Here is a 22,188-nt window from a genome sequence, read left to right on the forward strand (position 1 = left end):
GTGACATCATGACAACTGTAAATGAAGAAGGCAAAGCTTTGGTAGAACAAAGTACATTTGATAAAAGTAAAGCCTTAGCTGAGTTTATGGAGTATATCCATACGTATTTAACAGATGATGAGTGTGACCAAGTATTGAAAGCTTTTGAGCTTGCTGATAAGGCTCATGAAGGTCAGTTTAGAGCTTCCGGTGAACCGTATATCATGCATCCTCTAGCTGTAGCTGATATTTTGGCACATTTACAAATCGACCATATTACACTCATGGCAGCTCTAATGCATGATGTGGTTGAAGATACATCTTACTCGAAGGAAGACCTAGAGGAGATGTTTGGCTCTGAAGTAGCATTCCTCGTTGATGGGGTAACAAAATTAAACCAATTCCAGTATGAAACCAAAGAAGATCGCCAAATGGAAAACTATCGAAAGATGATTTTAGCTATGGCGAAGGACGTACGTGTCGTAGTTATTAAATTGGGTGATCGCTTACATAATATGCGCACCTTAAAGCATATGCGTAGTGACAAACAAAAGCGTATTGCTAAGGAAACCCTAGAAATCTTTGCACCTTTGGCACATCGTCTTGGTATCTTCAATGTGAAATGGGAGTTGGAAGATTTATCCTTCCGTTATTTAGAGCCGGAAAAATACTATGATCTAGTCGATCAAATGAAACAAAAACGCCAAGTCCGGGAAGACATCGTTAATGATACGATGAGGCAACTTACAAAGGCCTTAAGTGAAGCCCATATCAAGGCGGATATCAAAGGTCGTCCAAAACACTTCTACAGTATTTATAAGAAGATGAAAAAGGATAATCGTGATTTATCCCAAATTTATGATTTGCTTGCCGTTCGTGTGATCGTTGATAGCATCCCTGATTGTTATGCAGTACTTGGCATTGCACATAGCTTGTGGAAGCCATTGCCTTATCGCTTCAAAGATTATATTTCCATGCCGAAGTCTAATATGTATCAATCCTTGCATACAACCGTTATCGGCACGATGGGGCAACCGGTAGAGATTCAAATCCGTACTTGGGAAATGCACCGTGTATCTGAATATGGTGTGGCCGCTCACTGGCGATATAAAGAAGGAAATAAAAACGGCGATAAAGAATTTGATCAAAAGGTTGCATGGCTGCGCCAGGTTCTTGAATGGCAAGATACTAGTAATCCAACGGAACTCGTTAATGCTTTGAAATTAGACGTTTTCTCTGGTGAGGTATTTGTATTTACGCCAAAGGGTGACGTTGTTAAGTTGCCAATAGGCTCTGTACCTCTTGATTTTGCCTATCGAGTTCATACCGATGTAGGTCATCATTGTGTAGGTGCTAAGGTAAACGGTAAAATTGTACCGCTGGATTACACCTTGCAAAATGGTGATATTGTTGATATCATCACATCCAAAACAGGTCGTCCTAGCCTTGATTGGTTGAATATCGTAGGTTCTTCTGAAAGTAAGAGCAAAATTCGCAATTGGTTCAAGCGTGAAAATAAAGCTGAAAATATTGAAAAAGGCTTAGAAGCTCTTGAAAAAGAAGCAAAACGATTGAATCATAATTGGAAAGAATTATGTGCAGACAACCGTTTACAACATGTAACGAAACAACTTAAAGCCGGTACAGAAGAGGAAATGTTTGCAGCCTGTGGCTATGGCGGTATTCCTGTAAGCACTGTTCTCTTGCGTTTAATTGAACTTTATAAAAAGTCTAAAGAGGTAGAGGAATCTAAGCGCAGTACAGAGCAAATTATTGAGAAATTAAAATCTCAAGGACAAAAGAAAACTAAAAATGGCACTGGTGTTCTCGTAAAAGGTGAAGCTGGTGTGATGGTGCGTATGGCAAAATGCTGTAATCCTGTACCTGGTGATGATATTATAGGTTACATAACCCGTGGTCGTGGTGTTTCTATTCACCGTTGTGATTGCCCTAGCATGGGACATTCTCCTGAAGACTTAGAGCGGATGATAGAAGTCTCTTGGGACGGTTCTTCTGGCGAATCTTTCCACGTAGGCATTGATATTCAAGCTTATGATCGAGCTGGTATTCTCATGGAGGTTATGGCGGTGCTTTCAGAATTGAAAATCACCATTACTAACATCAATGCTAAGGTTCAAGAAGATACAAAAAATGTAAGCATCAATTTGGTGGTTGATATCCGGGATATTTCGCAACTAGATTTCGTAATGACTAAATTGCGTCGTATTCGTGAAGTGTATACTGTTCAACGTAGTAAAGGAGGGGCTTAATGAGCGAACAACAATTAGTGCTTATGCGCATGCCTTTAGGTCCACTAGGAACAAATTGCTATGTTATCGGTGATAAAGTGATAGGTGAAGCTTTCATTATCGATCCTGCAACAGCTGAAGTACTAGATGCGCTAAAAAAACATGACTTAAAGCCTAAGGCGGTTGTACTGACACATGGTCATGGAGATCATATTGGTGGTATTCAAGAGATTGTGAATACCTATCACGTACCTGTATATATTCATAAGGGCGATGTACCGTATTTATCTGATCCTGAACTTAATCTTAGTGCTTATAGCAATCCAATGCCAATTATGGTAAAAGCGGAAATCATCGAGGTTAAACAAGGTGATCACATTATATGTGGTGATATCGATCTTGAGGTGCTTGAAACACCAGGTCATACGCCAGGAGGTGTGTGCTATTACATGGAAGGTCTTGTGTTTGTAGGGGATACTCTATTCAGAGATTCCGTAGGCCGTACAGATTTTCCAAATGGCTCTTATGAGACTCTGATATCATCTATTAAGACTCAGCTTTATACATTGCCTGATAATACAATGGTTTATCCTGGTCATGGACCGGAAACAAATATAGGGTATGAAAAACAATACAACCCATTCGTTGGTCAGTAGGTTTAAACGAATTATTTTTTACAGTCGAGGGGAAATTTATCATGAACACAACATTAGAAAAATTAAAAGAACGCATTAAAGACAAAAAGTACAAATTGACAACTCAACGTCAAACAATCCTGCAAGCATTTATCGATGCTGAAGAAAATCATTTGAGTGCTGAAGATGTATATGTTCTTGTAAAAGAGGTGGCACCTGATATCGGGTTGGCAACAATTTACAGAACTCTTGATCTCTTCACTGAACTTGATTTGTTAAAACGTCTTGATTTTGGTGATGGCCGTAATCGTTATGAATTAAATGACGAAGAGTTCGCTCATTTCCATCATCATTTGATTTGCGTAAAATGTGGTAAAGTATCCGAGTTTGAAGATGACATGCTTGAAACATTGGAGTCTATCATCGCTAAGAAATTAAACTTCCGTACCATTGATCATCAATTGAAAGTATATGGTTACTGTAGTGATTGCCAAAATCATATGACTGAAGCAGAATTAGAAAAGCTTGAGCGTATGTCCCATCATGGTTAATGGATATCTATATACGGGTCCATTACCACTTGGCTCCGTAGTAGCTCATAACTGTGGCGCGGCAGGACTCTTTTCTGATAAGGTACATCCAGAGGTTATCCTTGAAGCGCATGAAGTGGAAGGAATATATACATTAACTGTTACTATTGGTGATACAATTAAGATTTTTGAAGGCCCTGTTTCCTCTATGGGGCGTCGTCAAATTGGACAAGCCTTGTTGCGCTATTTGCGTGAATATCAAGGCTTACCTGCTGAGGCTCCATGGGGAACCATGGTAGGTGTGCGCCCTACAAAGCTACTACATAAATATATAGATACATATGGCTCTGTCCACGCAGCAACTCGTCACATTAGGGACGAGTTTTCTGTGTCTATGGAAAAGCTTGCTACTTTGGGGGCCATTGGCGAATATCAACGTCCGTTTCTATCTGATACAGACGATAAAAAGGTAAGTCTCTATTGTGGTATTCCTTTCTGCGATACGCGTTGCGTATATTGCTCGTTTCCATATGGTCTTTATCAGGATTATGCTGGTAAAAGTCAATTTCTAAGGGCTTTAAACCGTGATATAGAAGATATGAAATCTATCGTTGATTCCTATGGCCTAACAGTCGATACTCTCTATATGGGCGGTGGTACTCCGACAGTGCTAGAGGATGAAGACTTTCACCAGGTCCTAAAACAGTTATCTCTACTCGTATCTGAAGGACATGAATTCACTGTAGAGGCCGGGCGGCCAGATTCTGTTAATCCTACTAAGCTACGTTCCATGCTTGAGCTAGGTGTGAATCGCATTAGCATTAACCCGCAAACGATGCAAGATGATATTTTGCGTCGTATTGGACGCGGTCATAGCGTACGGGATGTTGATGAACTTTTACAATATGTAAAAAACAATACATCATTAGCCGTAAATATGGATTTTATCGCAGGTTTGCCTAACCAAACGATGTCAAACATGATAGAGAATATGGATTATGTATGTCAAAATCTGCCGGAAAATGTTACAATTCATACGTTAGCATTAAAACGTGGTAGCCCGTTGTACGATTTACATATGGAAGATGATATTCCTGAAGAAAATCTCGTAGCGGAAATGGTACAATATGGTAAAGAGCGTCTTGAAGCGGCTGGTTATATGCCATATTATTTATATCGCCAACAATATATGAGAGGGCAGTTAGAGAATATCGGCTATACCTTGCCTGGCAAAGCATGCGAATACAATATTCAGATCATGGAAGAACGCCAAAGTATTCTATCCATGGGGCCCGGTAGCTCGTCTAAGTGGATGCGAGCCCCTGAATATCGTCAGCTTAAACAGCATATGCCAAAAGACGTAGATGTTTATCACGTAACGATAGATGCACTTTTAGAGAAACGACATAAAATTTGTGAAAGATTTTGGGAGGTTGTGTAATGGCTATAAGAAAACCAAGAGGTACACAAGACTTTTTGCCAGAACAGATGATACATTGGCATTATATTGAACAACGTATGCGCGAAATTTGTAAAGTATATGGGTTCAATGAAATTCGCACACCTGCCTTTGAAGAAACTAAATTATTCTTACGCGGTATCGGTGAGACTACAGATGTAGTACAAAAAGAGATGTACACCTTTACCACTGGTGATGACGGTGGTTCTAGCTTTACCTTACGCCCTGAAAATACGGCGTCTGCTGTGCGCGCATACTTAGAAAATAAAGTATATGGTAAAGAAGGTCTCACAAAATGGTATTACATGGGCCCTATGTTCCGTCATGATAAACCGCAAGCGGGTCGTTATCGTCAATTCCACCAATTTGGTGCAGAGGTACTAGGTTCGCAATCTCCAGTGGTAGATAGTGAAGTTATCTGCATGGTTGTACAGTTATTAAAAGACTTTGGTCTTAAAGATCTCAATGTAGAGGTGAACTCCGTAGGTTGTCCAACATGTCGCCCTGTATACCGCGAAAAATTAATCGCCTTCTTTGAACCAAAAAAGGAACAATTATGTAGCGATTGCCAAGAACGGTTGTACAAAAATCCTTTGCGTATACTGGATTGTAAAAATGAAACATGTAAATCCTTGTCCGTAGGTGCTCCTGAAATTCACGAACATTTATGTGAAGAGTGTCATGATCATTTTGAAGAATTGAAAACCTATTTAACTGCAGCTAATGTGCAATATACTTTAAATCCTCGTCTCGTACGTGGCCTTGATTACTATACAAAGACAGCCTTTGAGGTACAATATACTCCTTTAGGTGCTCAAAGTGCTGTAGCCGGTGGTGGCCGTTACGATGGTCTCGTAGAAGAGCTCGATGGACCTCATACTCCAGCTATCGGTTTTGCTATGGGCATGGAGCGTTTACTATTAGCTCTTGAAAAACAAAACTTATTGCCTGAGCCAACTGTAGAACCATCTGTATTCGTAGTCGCTCTTGGTGATGCGGCTAAGGTAGAGGCTTTCAAAATTTGCCAAGCCTTACATGATGAATATATTACCGTTGAAATGGACGGGCAGGGCAAGAGTATGAAGGCACAATTAAAATACGCTAACAAAATTAATGCGAAATATGTTATTATATTGGGTGATGATGAATTGGCTCGTAAAGAAGCCATAATTCGATTCATGGATACTAGTGAACAAGAGACTGTATCTCTTGATACAGTGGCTGAACGTATAACTTCTTTGGTGAAAGGATGACAATTAGAATGGAAACAATGCAAGGCTTACACCGTACGCACGGTTGTGGCACCATCTCTGAACAAGAGATAGGTAAAGAGGTCGTATTATGTGGATGGGTTGAACGCCGTCGTGATCATGGTGGTTTGATTTTCTTGGATTTACGCGATCGTTCTGGTGTAGTACAAGTAGTGGCATCCCCAGATCATAACGTAGAATCGTTCCACAAAGCAGAGGATGTTCGTAATGAATATGTGCTTTGTGTACGTGGTAAGATTACAAAACGTGATGAGGCTGCTATTAATCCAAACCTTCCTACAGGTGCATACGAAATGTTCTGTGAAGAGTTGCGCGTATTGAATTCCGCTAAAACTCCTCCTTTCTATATCCAAGATGATATCGATGTAGATGAAAATATTCGCTTGAAATATCGTTACCTTGACTTACGTCGTCCAGAAATGCAACGCAACTTGATTTTGCGTCACAAAGTAACTAAAGCAATGCGCGACTTCTTCGATAGCCGCGATTTCTTGGAAATTGAAACGCCAATGCTTACTAAATCTACACCAGAAGGCGCTCGTGACTATCTAGTGCCTTCCCGTGTAAATGCTGGTACATTCTATGCGTTGCCACAATCTCCACAAATTTTCAAACAAATCTTGATGGTTGCTGGTTATGAAAAATATTTCCAAATCGTTCGTTGCTTCCGTGATGAAGATTTGCGCGCAGACCGTCAACCTGAGTTCACTCAACTTGACTTAGAAATGTCCTTCGTTGATGAAGAAGATATTTATGCATTGCTTGAAGAGATGATTGCTCATGTATTTAAAACTGCATTAGGTAAAGAAATTTCTTTGCCTATGCCTCGTATTACATGGGACGAAGCAATGGATAAATACGGCTCTGATAAGCCTGACCTTCGTTTTGATATGGCCTTTACTGATGTAACTGATCTTGTAAAAGATACAGAATTCAAAGTATTCCGTTCTGTTATCGACAATGGTGGCGTAGTTAAAGGTATCGTTGTACCTGGTGATGCTGGCATTCCTCGCCGTGAACTTGATGATCTTGTTGAATATGTAAATCGTTACGGTGCTAAAGGCCTTGCATGGGCTTGCTTCAACGAAGATGGTTCCATCAAGTCTCAAATTATGAAGTTCCTAGGTGAAGATACAATTCGCAATATCGGTGAAAAAATGGGCGCTAAAGGTGGCGACCTCGTATTGATGATTGCTGATAAACCTGCAACTGTGGCACGTGCATTAGGTGAACTACGCCTTGAAATGGCACGTCGTATGAACATGATTGACCAAGATAAATTGGCATTCACATGGGTAACTGATTTCCCTATGTTCGAATATAACGAAGATGAAAAACGTTATGTAGCAATGCACCATCCATTCACAATGCCACGCCATGCGGATCTTGATAAATTAGAATCCGATCCTGGTAATGTAAAAGCGATTGCTTACGACATGGTATTGAATGGCGTAGAAATCGGTGGCGGTTCCTTGCGTATCTACCAAGCTGACGTACAAGAAAAAGTATTCAAAGCAATTGGCTTGTCCATTGAAGAAGCAAGATCTAAATTCGGCTTCATGCTTGATGCATTCCAATATGGTGCACCTCCTCATGCAGGTTGTGCATTTGGTCTTGATCGTCTTGTTATGTTGATGGCAAAACGTCAATCTATCCGCGACGTAATCGCATTCCCTAAAACTCAATCTGCTTCTGATATCATGAGTCAAGCTCCATCTGAAGTAGAACCAAAGCAATTAAAAGAGTTGCATATTAAATCCGATGTAGAAGAAGAACAAGAGCAATCTTTAGTGTAAAAACATAGGCAAGAATTGATTAAAATCGAAATGTCAAGACTTGTTAATTGCTAATCTTTCTGATACTATTTAAGTATAAGATATCCCTGCCATGTGCGTGTGATATCGCAGTTTTGAGCCAACACATTTACTTTGGGAGTCTGAACTCTCGTCTGAACGTTACGCCCGTACGGGACAACTGCAGGATGAGGAGGACACCCACCTGCCCTTGCAGGATCAAAACGCGGTACATTACGGCATGGTGGGGCTTTTTTGCGTGTAAAAATAGACTGAAATATCATATACTATAAATATATCTTTGGTAAGAATTTAAATTTTTTAAAATCTTAAGAGTCCTAAATGTCATAAACGTTATAAATGTCTTGCCAATATTATCAGTGTTACCGAGTTACTGATGTTATTAGGCTTTTATGACGGGGAAGTAATTGTTTTTTGATTGAATAGTTATAGATATGAAAATACGACAGTTAAACTGAGTGAGAATTGAGGTGATAGAATGGATAGTTTGTTTGATATGACACCTACAAATACATACGAGCCGCTTCCTGTACGAATGCGTCCTACTAAACTAGATCATTTATATGGTCAAGAGAAGGCCGTAGGTAAGGGGACTTTCTTGAGAGCTATGGTAGAGAAGGATACAATACCATCTATGCTTTTTTATGGGCCTTGTGGAACGGGTAAGACTACATTAGCCGGAATCATAGCTAAGGTGAGCAATAGTCATTTTGTAAATCTGAATGCTACTAACGCTGGTATTGGTGAGTTGCGTACTATCATTGAAGACGCGCGAAAACGGGTTCGTTCTTTACAGCAACGCACAATTCTATTCCTTGATGAAATTCATCGTTTTAATAAAAGCCAACAAGATGTGTTGTTACCCTGTGTAGAGGATGGCACTATTATCCTTATTGGTGCTACTACAGAAAATCCATTCTTTGAGGTTAATAGACCGCTATTATCTCGTTTGCGTCTTATTACATTAGAAGCACTTACACCAAAGGCTATCGGTCAAATTTTACGTCGCGCCATTACCGATGAAGAGGTAGGCCTTGGCAAACGCCATCTACAGGTAACCGATGAAGTTCTGGAGGATGTGGGGATTTTCGTCAATGGCGATGGGCGTATGGCTCTCAATATTCTTGAACAAGCAGCAGCTATGGTTCCTGATGAGGGGATGATTACTATTGAAGTTCTCGAAAAGGTCGTAGGTCGTCGCATATATACATACGATAAAAAAGGTGATAGTCATTACGATACAATTTCAGCTTTTATTAAAAGTATGCGTGGCTCCGATGTGCAGGCAACAGTACATTATTTAGCGCGTATGATTGAAGCTGGAGAGGATCCTAATTTCATTGCTCGTCGTATTGTTATTTGTGCAGCAGAGGATGTAGGACTTGCGGACCCACAAGCTCTTATACTTGCCAATGCAGCGGCTCAAGCGGCTCATATGGTAGGTTTTCCTGAGGCGCGCATTATATTATCTGAGGCTGCGTGCTATGTTGCTCTCGCACCTAAAAGTAATTCTGCTTATGTAGCTATTGATGCCGCGATATCTGATGTGCGACATAAGGATTGTGGACAAGTACCTGATCATTTGAAAGATAGTCACTATAGCGGGGCTAGTAAATTAGGCCATGGGAAAGCTTATAAGTATGCTCATAATTATCCTAATGGATATGTAAAACAGCAGTATTTACCAACGCCTCTAGTTGATGCAACCTACTATAAGGGCATAAAGAGAGGGACTGAGGAACAGTTACTTCACGACTGGGAGAAACGTTGTAAAAATTAACTTAATATTACGATATATGCTATAATATAATGATAAGTTAATTTACTGTAATGTTATATAAGTAAGGGGTTTGTATAGATTTATGGCAGAAGAAAATACTTCCACCAAAAGACGCAACACACGCCGTAAGAGAACAAGTACAAAACAGCAATCAAAGTCTCAAAGCTTTTCTTTGCGCAGCGAAGTGAAAGGCCTTATTGTCATTGCCTTTGCTGTGATTTCCTTTCTGGGCTTTTTCGGCTTTGAACTCGGCCTTGTGGGACAGATTTTAACAGGTATATTCCGTTATGGCTTTGGCTTAGGGGGTATTATTCCTTGTTTATGCGTTTTCTGGTTAGGTTGGAGATTATTATATAAGGATACATTTATTTCCATTACAAAACGAGGGGTTGTAATGACCTTGTTTTTTCTGTTTTTGTTAGCTCTTGTTCCCTTGTGGCGCGTTCCTGAGGGGCAGGAACTCATTACTACGCAACTAGCTAATCAAGGTGGTTTCGTAGGTGGCGCGATTGCTACATTCCTTCGTACACTATTAGGCAATCTAGGGGCGATTATTCTTGATGTATTCTTACTCATAGCTTTTGGATTATTGGTGACACGTTTGTCTTTGCGCAGTGGATTACAAAAGGCTGCGGACAAAACACAGGTTGGCCTTGATGTTGCAAAAGAGGTAGCTGCTGAGAAGGTTGCTGTTGCAAAAGAAGTGTTTGAAGATTGGAATGAACAACGTAAAGAAGCGGCAGAACAGCGTAAAGCTTATAACAGGGAAAAAGATACACGCTTTGCTGATGCAGCAGATCAAGCATTAGATGCACTAGAAAAACAAGGCATTGCTACTGGTAGAGACCTCTTTGACTCTACCATAGCTATAGATGTTGATTCTATTGAAGATACAGTTACTACTATGGAGTCACAAAAAACTCCTACATCTTGGAAGGAATTGGCTGAGATAGAAGCACGTAATCGTGCGGCTGAGCAATTGGCTAATATATCTGAAGCATCTGGTGATGCGAAGTCTTATGAAGCTGATGATTTTGAACAATTCTCTGATACACATAGATCTACGAGTGATGATTATGTATATGTTCCAGATGAGGACTATTCATATACACCAGATGAAGAGTATTCAGATGAGGTTGAAACTGTAGAAAATTCTGATGATGAAGAACCAAAATTCTCTTATCAAAATACAACAATAGGCCCATTAGAAACGAATCACGGTGCTATTGCCTCTGCTGTGCCAGGAACGGGTGCAGCTGCAAGTTCTGTAAGTGCCGGGGCCGGTATGGCAGGTATGGGTTTACAAGTACCGTCCATTATTAGTACTACAGAAGATACGGCGCAAGTAGCTGTATCTAAAGATGGACAGATTCATCGGTCCTATGATAGACCTTACCATTTCCCAAGCCTAGATATTTTGGCGAAAGGGAAGGGGAGTCAAAACAATGGTGAAGAAGTAGCACAAAATGCGATGATGCTTGAACATGTATTGAGTGACTTTGGTATTACTGCAAAGGTTGTTAATGCTACACAAGGCCCAACTGTTACACGTTATGAAATTGAACCTGCACCAGGCGTGAAAGTGAGTCGTATCGTTAATTTAACAGACGATATTGCCCTCAATTTGGCAGCGCAACATATTCGTATGGAGGCTCCGATTCCAGGGAAATCTGCCATCGGTATTGAGGTTCCTAATAAAACGACAGAAGCCGTTCATTTACGCGATGTACTTGATTGTAGTGATTTTAAAGATGCTCGTGGAGGTATTCCTGTCGGTCTTGGTAAGGATATTGCAGGAAAGCCTGTTATTACAGACCTTGCGAAGATGCCTCACTTGCTCGTAGCTGGTACAACTGGCTCTGGTAAATCCGTATGTGTAAATACATTAATTTCTAGTATTCTCTTTAGCCGCAAACCGGAAGAGGTTAAGTTATTATTAATCGACCCTAAGATGGTTGAATTGTCTATTTACAATGGGATTCCGCACTTGATGGCTCCAGTTGTAACGGATATGAAAAAAGCAGCAGCTGTATTGCGTTGGGCCGTTCGTGAAATGGAGGCTCGTTATAAGGCGTTTGCTGCATCTGGTAAACGTGATATTAAGAGCTATAATGAGGCTCATCCTAAGGCTGCAATGCCGCTAATCGTGTTGATTATCGACGAGTTAGCTGATCTTATGATGACAGCTCCTGATGATATTGAAGAATCTATTAGTCGTTTAGCACAAATGGCTCGTGCCGCAGGTATTCACATGGTTCTTGCTACACAGCGGCCATCTGTTAACGTTATTACCGGTTCTATCAAGGCCAATGTGCCAAGTCGTATTTCTTTTGCTGTAGGCTCTCAAATTGACTCCCGTACCATTCTTGATATGGCAGGAGCAGAGAAATTATTGGGTAAAGGGGATATGTTATTTGCTCCGATTGGTGCAAATAAACCTATTCGTGTACAAGGGGCCTTCATTTCTGATGATGAGGTAGAAAAACTTGTAGAGTTTGTGAAAGCTCAACGAGAACCAGAATATGATAATACGGTAACTCAAGAAGTGGAAAAGGAAGCTGAAAAAGAATCTTCTGATGCTAATGATGTTTACCGCGATGAATTATTAGAGCGAGCTGTCAATCTTGTTATGGAATCTGGTCAAGCTTCCGTATCGATGTTGCAACGTCGTTTCCGTATAGGTTACACCCGTGCAGCACGTCTTGTAGATACAATGGAAGACCTTAAAATCGTTGGCCCTAGCATGGGCAGTAAGGCTCGAGAAATTTTAATGAGCCCTGAACAAGCTAAGGCTAGATATTTCTCCGATTCCAATGATGAGCAATAATTAGCTAATTACTATATGAATATTACGTAGATTTAGAAAGGAACGAAAATGGCTGAATTAGGCGAAGAATTACGACGTGAACGGGTAAGACGTAATCTAACCTTTAAAGATGTGGAGCAAGTGCTGCACATTAAAACAACCTATTTAGAGGCTATCGAAGATGGCAACTATGATATCATTCCTGGTCAAGTCTACGTAAAAGGTTTTATTCGAAACTATGGTAACTACTTAGATCTTGATGGGGATCGCTTGGTAAAAGTATATCAGGGCCAAGTAGGGGACATAGATACCTTTTCTTTACGTTCTGTTACAAGACGGAAGGCTCAAGCAACTCCTAATTTGGTACAAAGTGAGTTTGTTGAATACCAAACATCTAAAAAGCGTATGTCCTTAGAAACGCGTCAACGAAAACGTCAACGCTCTATTGTACAAGAACGCATTATTTTAGGGATTATTTTAGTTTGCATGGCATTATTTTTACTATGGTTATTCCTGTTCTAGTATCTGATTAGGCATGATAGAAAGGCATTTACACAATCAATGGATAGATTTTTAGTAACAGAACCTTCGGATATGAAGGAACGTGGTTGGGCTGAATTAGATTTCGTTCTCATCAGTGGGGACGCTTATGTGGACCATCCATCCTTTGCGCCTGCAGTTATCGGTAGATACTTGGAATCCAAAGGTTATCGTGTAGGCATTATAGATCAACCAGATTGGAATGATGTAGAGGCTTTCAAAAAACTAGGTAAACCACGTCTAGCATCCCTTGTTACGGCAGGGAATTTAGATTCAATGCTTAATAAATTTACGGCAGCAAAGAAAGTTCGCCGTCAAGATGATTATTCTCCAGGTGGTGAGTCAGGTCATCGTCCAGATCGTGCTACCTTGGTATATGCTAACCGTATGAAGGAGGCTTACAGTGATGTACCTCTTATCATTGGTGGTATAGAAGCGTCTTTGCGTCGCTTTGGTCATTATGACTATTGGTCAGATACGGTGCGTCGATCCATCTTAGTAGATTCTAAGGCCGATGTACTCGTCTATGGCATGGGAGAACTTCAAATCGTTGAACTAGCTTATGCCTTAGATCAGGGGCGATTTAAAGAGTCTTTGCCATCTATACGTGGCATTTGCTACATGGCAAAGGAAATTCCAACCATTGACTATGTAGAGTGCCCATCGTATGAAGCTATTAAGGCGGATAAGATGGATTTTGCCGATGCATTCCGCATTCAATACGATGAACAAGATCCGTTCTATGGACGTATTGTAGTCCAAAAGCATGGTGATAGATATCTCATTCAGAACACGCCTGCGTTGCCATTGACACAGGAGGAAATGGACGGTGTCTATAACTTGCCATATACTCGAAAGTGGCATCCTAAATACGATGATAAGGGTGGTGTGCCAGCATTAAGCGAAGTTCAATTTAGCCTTGTGAGCCAACGAGGTTGCTTTGGCAGTTGTTCTTTCTGTGCTATTAGTAATCACCAAGGGCGTATCATTCAGAATCGTAGTCATGAGTCTTTGATTGAAGAAGCTCACATGATGATCAAGATGGACAATTTTAAAGGGTATATTCATGATGTAGGGGGCCCTACGGCAAACTTCCGCCATCTAGCTTGCGATAAACAAGCTGTCTATGGTGCGTGTAAAGGTCGTACTTGTGCGGCTCCAGAGCCTTGTGAAAACTTGAATACAAATCATGATGACTATATTGCTTTACTGCGTAAATTACGTAAACTAAAAGGTGTAAAAAAGGTATTTGTTCGTTCTGGTTTGCGTTATGACTATGTACTAGCCGATAACAATAAAGATTTTGTGCGGGAACTTTGCGAGTTTCACGTAAGTGGGCAGCTAAAGGTAGCTCCAGAACATGTATCTAAACGGGTTACCAATATGATGGGGAAAGCTGGTAAAGAAGAATTCCTAACCTTTAAGTCTTGGTTTGAAGAGGCAAATAAAAAGCTTGGTAAGAAACAATACTTAGTGCCGTACTTTATGAGCTCTCATCCCGGTTGTGCCCTAGAGGATGCTATTGAATTAGCGGAATTTTTACGAGATCACCATATGTACCCAGAGCAAGTACAGGATTTTATTCCTACGCCGGATAGCCTTTCTACTTGTATGTATTATACGGGCATTAATCCACTAGATGGAAAACCTGTTTATGTTGCTAAAAAGGGTAGAGATAAAGCAAAACAGCGCGCATTGATGCAGTTTAAAAATATTGAAAACTATGACCTTGTTAAAGAGGCTCTCATAGAAGCCAATCGACGTGATTTAATTGGCTTTGGCCCAGAATGTTTAATTCCACCCCGACCAATTGGTGGAAATTCTAAGCGTATTAGCCAATCTAGTAAATCCCGTAATGGCAAACGAGGTTGCGAATCTAGGAATCGATGCCAGACTGGAAAAAGGCGTAGTAGAGATGTGACTAAAGTTCGTACATCTAATAAAAGTTTTGGTGGTCGTTACATGTAGGGAGTAGCTTTAGCTACTCTCATTTTAAGATACTTTATGTCTTATGGGAGGCATATATGAAACGATGGATTGCTCCGAGCATCTTAGCATTATTTGTGGTAGGAATGTTGATCTATGGCATAAACTTTTACCAACAAGAACAAATAGAACAGGCCAAAGAGCCTATTCGTGGTGAAATTATAGTCTATACGGACTTACCTAATACTTTGACAGCTATGCTTGCTGAGCGTTATGAAGAGGAACAAAAGGTAAAAGTCACTGTAATGCCTCTTACAGAGGAACAAATGTCACAACGGTCGGCTTCTACAGTGGCTGATACTTCTGGTGATTTGGTGCTAACTTCTGAAGATAATCTCGTAATTGGTGCCAATGCAGGTAAATATATGCCCATCGTCAATGAACGTATTGACGAGGTACGTGATAATCTAAAGGATCCAAATGGCTATTGGGTTGGTATTTGGTATGATCCCATCGTATTTGTTCAGAATGATACCTTCCATAATGGCATTGGTAAATATATTACTACATGGGATACATTGGGAAAACAAGGTGATTGGTCTATTGTTATGACCGATTTTGTAGCATCTCAGAATGCGGCCAATTTGCTATATAATATGGTAGAGTATAAAGGGGAACCAGAGGCTCTTGAATACTTATATAGTTTGAAGCCCCATGTGGTTCAACATGCTAAATTTTTGTCTACTCCAATACGCCTAACTGCGCTAGGGGAGACAAATATTGGTATTGGTAACTTGTCTGATGCGGCGCAATATAGTCATCATGGGTATCCAATTAAGATCATTTATCCTAAAGATGGTACGTCTTATTATGTGACTGGTGCTGCCGTTTTAAAAAATTCAAAACATAAAGCAGATAGTGTAGAGTTTATTAATTGGTTACTATCTTCTAAAACGGCGAAATATATGGTAGAAAAGAATTTTACTTATATATTTACTAATCCTGAGATGGATGAGCCAAAAGATTCTATGGGGCATGATTTAGTATTATGGCCTGTGAATGGTGGCTATACTCTAGAAGGTAAAAAGTTACTATTAAATCATTGGGTTAGTCAAGTACGATTCCGTAAGGACTAAGTCAGTTGTATAAATCCAAGAAATAAATAAGAATCTAGTGACGAAAGGATATAGAATGGGGAAAAAATTAGGATATGTTAGCCTAGGTTGTGCTAAAAATTTAGTAGATACAGAGGTAATGTTAGGCTTATTGAGAGATAATGGCTATTCGATTACAGAAGACTTAAGCGAAGCAGATCTTATCGTTGTAAATACCTGTACTTTTATTGAAAAAGCTAAGGCTGAGTCTATAAATACCATCCTTGAGGTTGCCCAATATAAGGAGGATGGTACTTGTAAGGGCCTTATCGTAGCAGGTTGTCTTAGCCAACAATATCAGGATGAATTATTCCAAGAAATTCCTGAAATTGATGCATTAATCGGTACCGGTGCATGGGATCAAGTTATGGTAGCCGTTGATGCTATTGAGCACGGCAATCGCAGTTGTATCATGGAAAATATTACGAATATCTATGATGAACGCATGCCTCGTATTCAAACAACACCTCGTTATAGTGCATATGTAAAAATTGCAGAAGGCTGTAATAATGGGTGTACATTCTGTATTATTCCTAAGGTACGCGGTGCATTCCGTAGTCGTACTATCGAGTCTATTAAGGCTGAAGTGGAACGATTGGCTGCGACAGGGGTTAAGGAAGTTGTCCTTATCGCTCAAGATACAACGAGCTATGGTATCGACCTTAATGCTGGTAAACCATTATTGACGACATTGTTAAAAGAATTAACAACTGTAGAAGGCATAGAATGGATTCGCATGCTATACCTATATCCGACATTTTTCTCTGATGAATTGTTAGATATTATCGTTAATGAGCCAAAGCTTTGTAAATATGTAGATATTCCATTGCAACATGTTAATAACGATATTTTGAAACAAATGAATCGCCGAGACGATCGCAATGATATTGAGCGCTTGCTTAAGAAGATTAGAAATGCACCGACTCATATTACATTGCGCACCTCTATCATCGTTGGATTTCCTGGTGAAACAGATGAACAATTTGAGGAACTTTGTGACTTTGTAAAAGAAATCAAATTCGATAATATGGGCGTATTTACGTATTCTCAAGAAGATGGTACACCAGCTGGTGCTCGTGAAGACCAAATACCAGAAGAGGTCAAAGAAGAGCGTTATCACGTTCTTATGTCCATCCAAGCTGCTATCTCTGAAGAGAATAATCGCAATTTAGAAGGTACCATTGATTATGCGATGGTAGAGGAAATCGAAGAAGGCGAGAATAACACCTTGCTTGCAAAAGGTCGATTGAAATCTCAAGCACCTGATGTAGATGGTAATATGTACATTGAAGACTGCGGTGAAGACATTCAACCTGGTGATATTCTTAAGGTACAAGTAGAGCAAGGCTTTGCTTATGATGTAGTAGCTACGGTTGTAGAATAATACACAGTTCGATACATTCGATTGTGGAGGTGATCTGATGATTGTAGAACTTATTTCTACAGGTTCAGAATTATTGCTAGGTGATACAGTAAATACGAATGTATCTTGGCTAGCACAAGAGTTAAATAAATTAGGATATACCATTGCCCATCAATCGGTGGTAGGTGATAATCCGAAACGAATGGCTGAAGTTTTTCAGCTCGCTAGTACAAGGGCTGATATCGTTATTAGTACTGGTGGGCTAGGACCAACGCAGGGCGACATTACACGTAATGTACTTGCCGATTCAATTGGCAGACCTATTGTGTTTAATCAAGAGGCCATGAACGAGCTTGAAAGATTCTTTAAAAGTGTAAACCGTACTATACCCGATGCGAGTCGGCGAGAAGCACAATTACCAGAAGGGGCGAAAGTATTATATAACCCTGTTGGAGTTGCTCCAGGTGTAGTCGTTGAAGATGACGACACTACGTACATACTTTTACCTGGACCTCCTGGAGAAATGAAGGGCATGTTCCAAGAGAGCGTAGTTCCTTATTTAAATGGCCGATTTGGTTCTCAAGGTGTTGTTACATCCTATCGTTATGGCGTATATGATATTCGAGAAATTGATTTAGAAAGCACCTTGATGGATCTAATTAAGAAGCAATCTAATCCGACCATAGCTTTGCTCATTAAAAAGGGCTACATTGAGGTTCGCATCACTGCTAAGGCTGAAACATTAGAAGCGGCACAAGACCTGCTTAATCCTTGGGATGCAATCATACGAGAACGCTTAGGCTCTCGCATAGGGCGCAACTTAACAATTTCTATGGAGGAAACATTAGGTCGAACCTTGTTAGAGGAACATAGTACTATTAGTACTGCTGAATCATGTACATCAGGATTGGTTGGTAAATTACTGACTAATGTCAGTGGCAGTAGTGAGTACTATATGGGTGGTGTCATTTCGTATAGTAATGATGTGAAACATCGTGTTTTAGGTGTACCACAAGATATGTTAGATGCGTATGGCGCTGTTAGTGAACAAGTGGCTAAGGCTATGGCAGAGGGGGCACGAACTGTTGGCCAAACAACATATGCTGTTTCTACGACAGGCATAGCTGGTCCTGGAGGTGGTACTCGAGAAAAGCCTGTTGGTCTTGTATGGTTTGGTGTTACTGGTCCATATGGCACAGTGGCCCATAAAGCTAATTTAATTGGCAATCGAGAAGATATTAGACAAAGTGCGGCAGAGCTAGCACTATACTATGTTTATACTTATATAACAGAAAAGGGGAAATAAAATAATGGCTGTAGATGGCAGACAAGCAGCGTTGGATAACGCGTTAAAACAAATTGAAAAAGATTTTGGTAAAGGTGCTATTATGCGTCTTGGTGAAGCGGCAGATCGCATGAATGTAGAGGTGATTTCCTCTGGTTCTCTTGCTATCGATATTGCTGTTGGTGTAGGTGGCTTCCCTCGTGGTCGTGTAATTGAAATCTACGGTCCAGAATCTTCTGGTAAAACAACAGTCGCTCTTCACGCTGTAGCAGAAGCTCAAAAACAAGGTGGTATTGCGGCATTTATTGATGCGGAGCATGCGATGGATCCTGTATATGCTCGCAACTTGGGGGTAGACATCAATAATTTGTTGATTTCTCAACCAGATAATGGAGAACAAGCTCTAGAAATTACAGAAGCTCTTGTTCGCAGTGGTGCAGTAGATATCGTTGTAGTTGACTCCGTAGCGGCTTTGGTGCCTAAAGCGGAAATCGATGGCGAAATGGGCGATGCTCACGTAGGCTTACAAGCTCGTTTGATGAGTAAAGCTTTGCGCAAATTGACTGGTATCATCAGTAAATCCAAAACAGTTGTTATCTTCATCAACCAATTGCGTGAAAAAGTAGGTGTTATGTTCGGTAATCCTGAAACAACGACTGGTGGTCGTGCGTTGAAATTCTATTCTTCCGTACGACTTGATGTTCGTAAAGGGGAATTAATTAAAGCAAACAACGAAAATGTTGGCGCTCGAACAAAAGTCAAAGTTGTCAAAAATAAGGTGGCACCTCCATTTAAGACAGCTGAATTTGATTTGATGTATGGCGAAGGTATCTCTAAAACTGGCACACTTATTGATATTGGTACAAATATGGAAATTATTAATAAATCTGGTGCTTGGTACTCCTATAATGGGGAACGTATGGGGCAAGGTAAGGAAGCGGCTAAACAATACTTGTTAGAGAATCCACAAATAGCTGATGAAATCGATCGCATTATTCGTGATACATTGGCTGTTGGCACTGAAGAAATCGATGTAATCGGTGAAGAAGTAACTGAAGAAGTATAATCATGAGTGACGAAACGATGCAAGCTGCTATGGATCAAGCGTATCGCTTCCTAGCTCAGCGCTTCCTTAGTTCTTATGAGCTGACGCAAAAAATGAGACGTAAACAATTCGAGGACCCTATCATTGAGAGGGTCCTTGAGCGCCTTAGAGATTATGATTACATTAATGATGAACGTTTATCTGAGCAAGTATTAACCTATTTGATGAAAGAACAGAAATACGGTGCTTATATGATTAAGCAAAAAATGAAAATTCGAGGACTTGCGATTCCTCAAGAAATTTCTGCTTATGATGAGGTAAAAGCTGCTTATCGGGTGGTAGAGAAAAAATTTGGATCTATTCTCAATGAAGAGAAGACTCCTCGGGTAAAAGTTTTTAGTTTTCTCAAATACAGGGGGTTCTCAACAAGCACAATTCAAGTTGTATGCAATGATTTTTATGAATAAATTCTGCTTTTTGAGAGGCCTTGGTAGGCTTGTAAAATCTTGACAGAAAGGGCTTTGAAGTCTAAAATTAATAATAGCCTTATTTATTTATATGATGATATGGCTAATTGATAATTTAATGCATAAAGGGCATAAAAAGGAGCATGAAAGCTCAATTTTGAGAAATAAAAAGGAGGTGAAAGAAATTTTAGAGTATAGTCTAATTGCAGTGGTAATGGTACTGATTGGACTAGGGGTAGGCTATTTTTTAAGAAAAAATATTGCTGAAGGAAAACTGAATCAAGCTGAACAAGAGGCTGCTCGCATCATTGCAAATGGTGAACGCACAGCTGAGTCTAAAAAGAAAGAAGCTTTATTAGAAGCGAAAGAAGAAATTCATAAGCTCCGTTCTGATGTAGAACGAGAAAATAAAGATCGTCGTTCTGAACTTCAACGTATGGAACGTCGTATTCTTCAAAAAGAAGAATCTTTGGATAAAAAATTAGACAATATTGAGCACAAAGAGGAAGCTTTACATCGCAAAGAAGCTGACTTAGCCCAAAGCCGTGAAAAGGTAGAAGCTTTGTATGAAAAACAAATGGCAGAATTGGAACGTATTTCTGGCATGACGTTCGAAGAAGCAAAAAATATCTTGTTAACGAATGTGGAACAAGAAATCCGTCATGAAACGGCGATTATGGTTAAGGAAATGGAGCAGCAAGCTAAGGATGAAGCGGAGAAAAAAGCGAAAGAAATTATCTCCTCTGCTATCCAACGTTGTGCAGCTGACCATGTAGCGGAAACTACCGTATCCGTAGTGGCATTGCCTAATGATGAAATGAAGGGGCGCATTATCGGTCGTGAGGGCCGTAACATTCGTGCACTCGAAACATTAACAGGTATTGATTTGATTATCGATGACACACCAGAAGCAGTTATTCTTTCCGGCTTCGATCCAATTCGTCGTGAAGTGGCTCGTATTGCGCTGGAAAAATTGATTGTAGATGGTCGTATCCATCCAGCTCGTATTGAAGAAATGGTTGGTAAAGCTCGTAAAGAGGTGGACCAAACTATTAAAGAGGCTGGTGAACAAGCGACATTTGAAGCTGATGTTCATGGCTTACATCCTGAAATTGTTAAGATTTTGGGCCGTTTGAAATATCGTACTAGTTATGGTCAAAACGTATTGAAACATTCCATTGAAGTATCTCATTTAGCAGGTTTAATGGCAGCTGAACTAGGCTGTGATGTAACTTTGGCTAAACGAGGTGGTTTGATTCATGATATTGGTAAAGCATTAGACCGTGAACTTGAAGGTTCTCATGTTCAAATCGGTGTTGATGTGGCTCGTAAATATCGTGAAAGTGCAGCAGTAATTAACTGTATTGGTGCTCATCATGGTGATGAAGAGTTCCAAACCGTAGAAGCTGTATTAGTAGCTGCCGCTGATGCTATCTCCGCTGCCCGTCCAGGAGCACGTCGAGAAACATTAGAAAACTACTTAAAACGTTTATCTAAATTGGAAGAAATCGCTGAATCCTTCGAAGGCGTTGAAAAATGTTTTGCTATTCAAGCCGGTCGTGAGATTCGCGTTGTAGTAAAACCGGATAAGATTGATGAAGCTGAGTCTACATTACTTGTTCGGAATATCGTAAAACGCATCGAGTCAGAACTTGAATATCCAGGCCAAATTAAGGTCGTAATTATTCGTGAAACTCGCGTTGTGGATTACGCAAAATAATATGCTATAAGCGATAAGTATAGGCTGCAATGTTTTCATTGCAGCCTATTGTTATCAAAGTTTCGGTAATTATATATTGCTATATACGGCGTATAGGAATCATCATGTACATTGCGTTGTAGATGATGATTCCTATGATTCGTATCAAGTTATTTATACTTTTTT

16 protein-coding genes and 1 other RNA gene are annotated in these 22,188 nt (G+C 40.1%); all 17 read left to right on the plus strand.

The genetic code is table 11. The features are described from left to right. The first annotated feature begins 8 nt into the window (after positions 1-8). Entirely contained in the window at positions 9-2,249 is a 2,241-nt protein-coding gene (locus E7L28_RS00860) for a RelA/SpoT family protein (RefSeq protein ID WP_004696424.1), read from the plus strand. Beyond that, positions 2,249-2,884, plus strand: a complete 636-nt coding sequence (locus E7L28_RS00865) for an MBL fold metallo-hydrolase (RefSeq protein ID WP_316711387.1) — start codon at positions 2,249-2,251, stop codon at positions 2,882-2,884. Before E7L28_RS00860 ends, E7L28_RS00865 begins: the two co-directional genes overlap by 1 nt. Positions 2,885-2,925: 41 nt before the next feature. After that, positions 2,926-3,414: a Fur family transcriptional regulator gene (locus E7L28_RS00870; RefSeq protein WP_008601380.1), complete on the plus strand. Its 489-nt coding sequence runs from the start codon at positions 2,926-2,928 to the stop codon at positions 3,412-3,414. Continuing rightward, positions 3,407-4,834 carry a coproporphyrinogen dehydrogenase HemZ gene (hemZ, locus tag E7L28_RS00875; protein ID WP_012864579.1) on the plus strand — a complete coding sequence of 476 codons (1,428 nt, stop codon included), beginning with the start codon at positions 3,407-3,409 and terminating at the stop codon, positions 4,832-4,834. The genes E7L28_RS00870 and hemZ overlap by 8 nt, the downstream gene beginning before the upstream one ends. Further along, positions 4,834-6,105, plus strand: a complete 1,272-nt coding sequence (gene hisS / locus E7L28_RS00880) for a histidine--tRNA ligase (RefSeq protein WP_279008323.1) — start codon at positions 4,834-4,836, stop codon at positions 6,103-6,105. Before hemZ ends, hisS begins: the two co-directional genes overlap by 1 nt. 8 nt (positions 6,106-6,113) lie before the next feature. Next, on the plus strand, positions 6,114-7,919 hold the full coding sequence (gene aspS / locus E7L28_RS00885; RefSeq protein ID WP_316711390.1) for an aspartate--tRNA ligase: 1,806 nt from the start codon (positions 6,114-6,116) through the stop codon (positions 7,917-7,919). Between the two features lie 80 nt (positions 7,920-7,999). After that, positions 8,000-8,171, plus strand: a non-coding RNA gene (ssrS, locus tag E7L28_RS00890) — 6S RNA. 244 nt (positions 8,172-8,415) lie between these two features. Next, entirely contained in the window at positions 8,416-9,717 is a 1,302-nt protein-coding gene (locus E7L28_RS00895) for a replication-associated recombination protein A (protein WP_278451712.1), read from the plus strand. Positions 9,718-9,799: 82 nt separating this feature from the next. Further along, complete coding sequence (locus E7L28_RS00900; protein WP_316711392.1) at positions 9,800-12,544, plus strand: FtsK/SpoIIIE family DNA translocase; 2,745 nt, start codon at positions 9,800-9,802, stop codon at positions 12,542-12,544. Positions 12,545-12,592: 48 nt separating this feature from the next. Next, positions 12,593-13,045 carry a helix-turn-helix domain-containing protein gene (locus E7L28_RS00905; protein WP_004698676.1) on the plus strand — a complete coding sequence of 151 codons (453 nt, stop codon included), beginning with the start codon at positions 12,593-12,595 and terminating at the stop codon, positions 13,043-13,045. Positions 13,046-13,084: 39 nt separating this feature from the next. Continuing rightward, positions 13,085-15,031, plus strand: coding sequence for a YgiQ family radical SAM protein (locus E7L28_RS00910; RefSeq protein WP_316711393.1), 1,947 nt, complete (start codon positions 13,085-13,087; stop codon positions 15,029-15,031). 56 nt (positions 15,032-15,087) lie between these two features. Beyond that, complete coding sequence (locus E7L28_RS00915) at positions 15,088-16,125, plus strand: ABC transporter substrate-binding protein (protein WP_008601367.1); 1,038 nt, start codon at positions 15,088-15,090, stop codon at positions 16,123-16,125. 55 nt (positions 16,126-16,180) lie between these two features. Next, entirely contained in the window at positions 16,181-17,527 is a 1,347-nt protein-coding gene (gene rimO, locus E7L28_RS00920; RefSeq protein WP_004696407.1) for a 30S ribosomal protein S12 methylthiotransferase RimO, read from the plus strand. 37 nt (positions 17,528-17,564) lie between these two features. After that, positions 17,565-18,812: a competence/damage-inducible protein A gene (locus E7L28_RS00925; RefSeq protein WP_316711395.1), complete on the plus strand. Its 1,248-nt coding sequence runs from the start codon at positions 17,565-17,567 to the stop codon at positions 18,810-18,812. A 4-nt stretch (positions 18,813-18,816) separates the two neighbouring features. Beyond that, positions 18,817-19,857 (plus strand): recombinase RecA, encoded by a 1,041-nt coding sequence (recA, locus tag E7L28_RS00930; protein WP_004696404.1) that lies wholly within the window; start codon positions 18,817-18,819, stop codon positions 19,855-19,857. Between the two features lie 2 nt (positions 19,858-19,859). Next, positions 19,860-20,303 (plus strand): regulatory protein RecX, encoded by a 444-nt coding sequence (locus E7L28_RS00935; RefSeq protein WP_316691953.1) that lies wholly within the window; start codon positions 19,860-19,862, stop codon positions 20,301-20,303. A gap of 118 nt (positions 20,304-20,421) precedes the next feature. Beyond that, positions 20,422-22,023: a ribonuclease Y gene (rny, locus tag E7L28_RS00940; protein WP_004696400.1), complete on the plus strand. Its 1,602-nt coding sequence runs from the start codon at positions 20,422-20,424 to the stop codon at positions 22,021-22,023. Positions 22,024-22,188 lie beyond the last annotated feature (165 nt).

The organism is Veillonella parvula, assembly GCF_032575955.1.
Lineage (GTDB): Bacteria > Bacillota > Negativicutes > Veillonellales > Veillonellaceae > Veillonella > Veillonella parvula_J.

Excerpts from the sequence above, each read along its gene's own strand:
- E7L28_RS00860 (WP_004696424.1), top strand. The coding sequence starts at position 9 with ATGACAACTGTAAATGAAGAAGGCAAAGCTTTGGTAGAACAAAGTACA.
- E7L28_RS00865 (WP_316711387.1), top strand. The coding sequence starts at position 2,249 with ATGAGCGAACAACAATTAGTGCTTATGCGCATGCCTTTAGGTCCACTA.
- E7L28_RS00870 (WP_008601380.1), top strand. The coding sequence starts at position 2,926 with ATGAACACAACATTAGAAAAATTAAAAGAACGCATTAAAGACAAAAAG.
- hemZ (WP_012864579.1), top strand. The coding sequence starts at position 3,407 with ATGGTTAATGGATATCTATATACGGGTCCATTACCACTTGGCTCCGTA.
- hisS (WP_279008323.1), top strand. The coding sequence starts at position 4,834 with ATGGCTATAAGAAAACCAAGAGGTACACAAGACTTTTTGCCAGAACAG.
- aspS (WP_316711390.1), top strand. The coding sequence starts at position 6,114 with ATGGAAACAATGCAAGGCTTACACCGTACGCACGGTTGTGGCACCATC.
- E7L28_RS00895 (WP_278451712.1), top strand. The coding sequence starts at position 8,416 with ATGGATAGTTTGTTTGATATGACACCTACAAATACATACGAGCCGCTT.
- E7L28_RS00900 (WP_316711392.1), top strand. The coding sequence starts at position 9,800 with ATGGCAGAAGAAAATACTTCCACCAAAAGACGCAACACACGCCGTAAG.
- E7L28_RS00905 (WP_004698676.1), top strand. The coding sequence starts at position 12,593 with ATGGCTGAATTAGGCGAAGAATTACGACGTGAACGGGTAAGACGTAAT.
- E7L28_RS00910 (WP_316711393.1), top strand. The coding sequence starts at position 13,085 with ATGGATAGATTTTTAGTAACAGAACCTTCGGATATGAAGGAACGTGGT.
- E7L28_RS00915 (WP_008601367.1), top strand. The coding sequence starts at position 15,088 with ATGAAACGATGGATTGCTCCGAGCATCTTAGCATTATTTGTGGTAGGA.
- rimO (WP_004696407.1), top strand. The coding sequence starts at position 16,181 with ATGGGGAAAAAATTAGGATATGTTAGCCTAGGTTGTGCTAAAAATTTA.
- E7L28_RS00925 (WP_316711395.1), top strand. The coding sequence starts at position 17,565 with ATGATTGTAGAACTTATTTCTACAGGTTCAGAATTATTGCTAGGTGAT.
- recA (WP_004696404.1), top strand. The coding sequence starts at position 18,817 with ATGGCTGTAGATGGCAGACAAGCAGCGTTGGATAACGCGTTAAAACAA.
- E7L28_RS00935 (WP_316691953.1), top strand. The coding sequence starts at position 19,860 with ATGAGTGACGAAACGATGCAAGCTGCTATGGATCAAGCGTATCGCTTC.
- rny (WP_004696400.1), top strand. The coding sequence starts at position 20,422 with ATGCATAAAGGGCATAAAAAGGAGCATGAAAGCTCAATTTTGAGAAAT.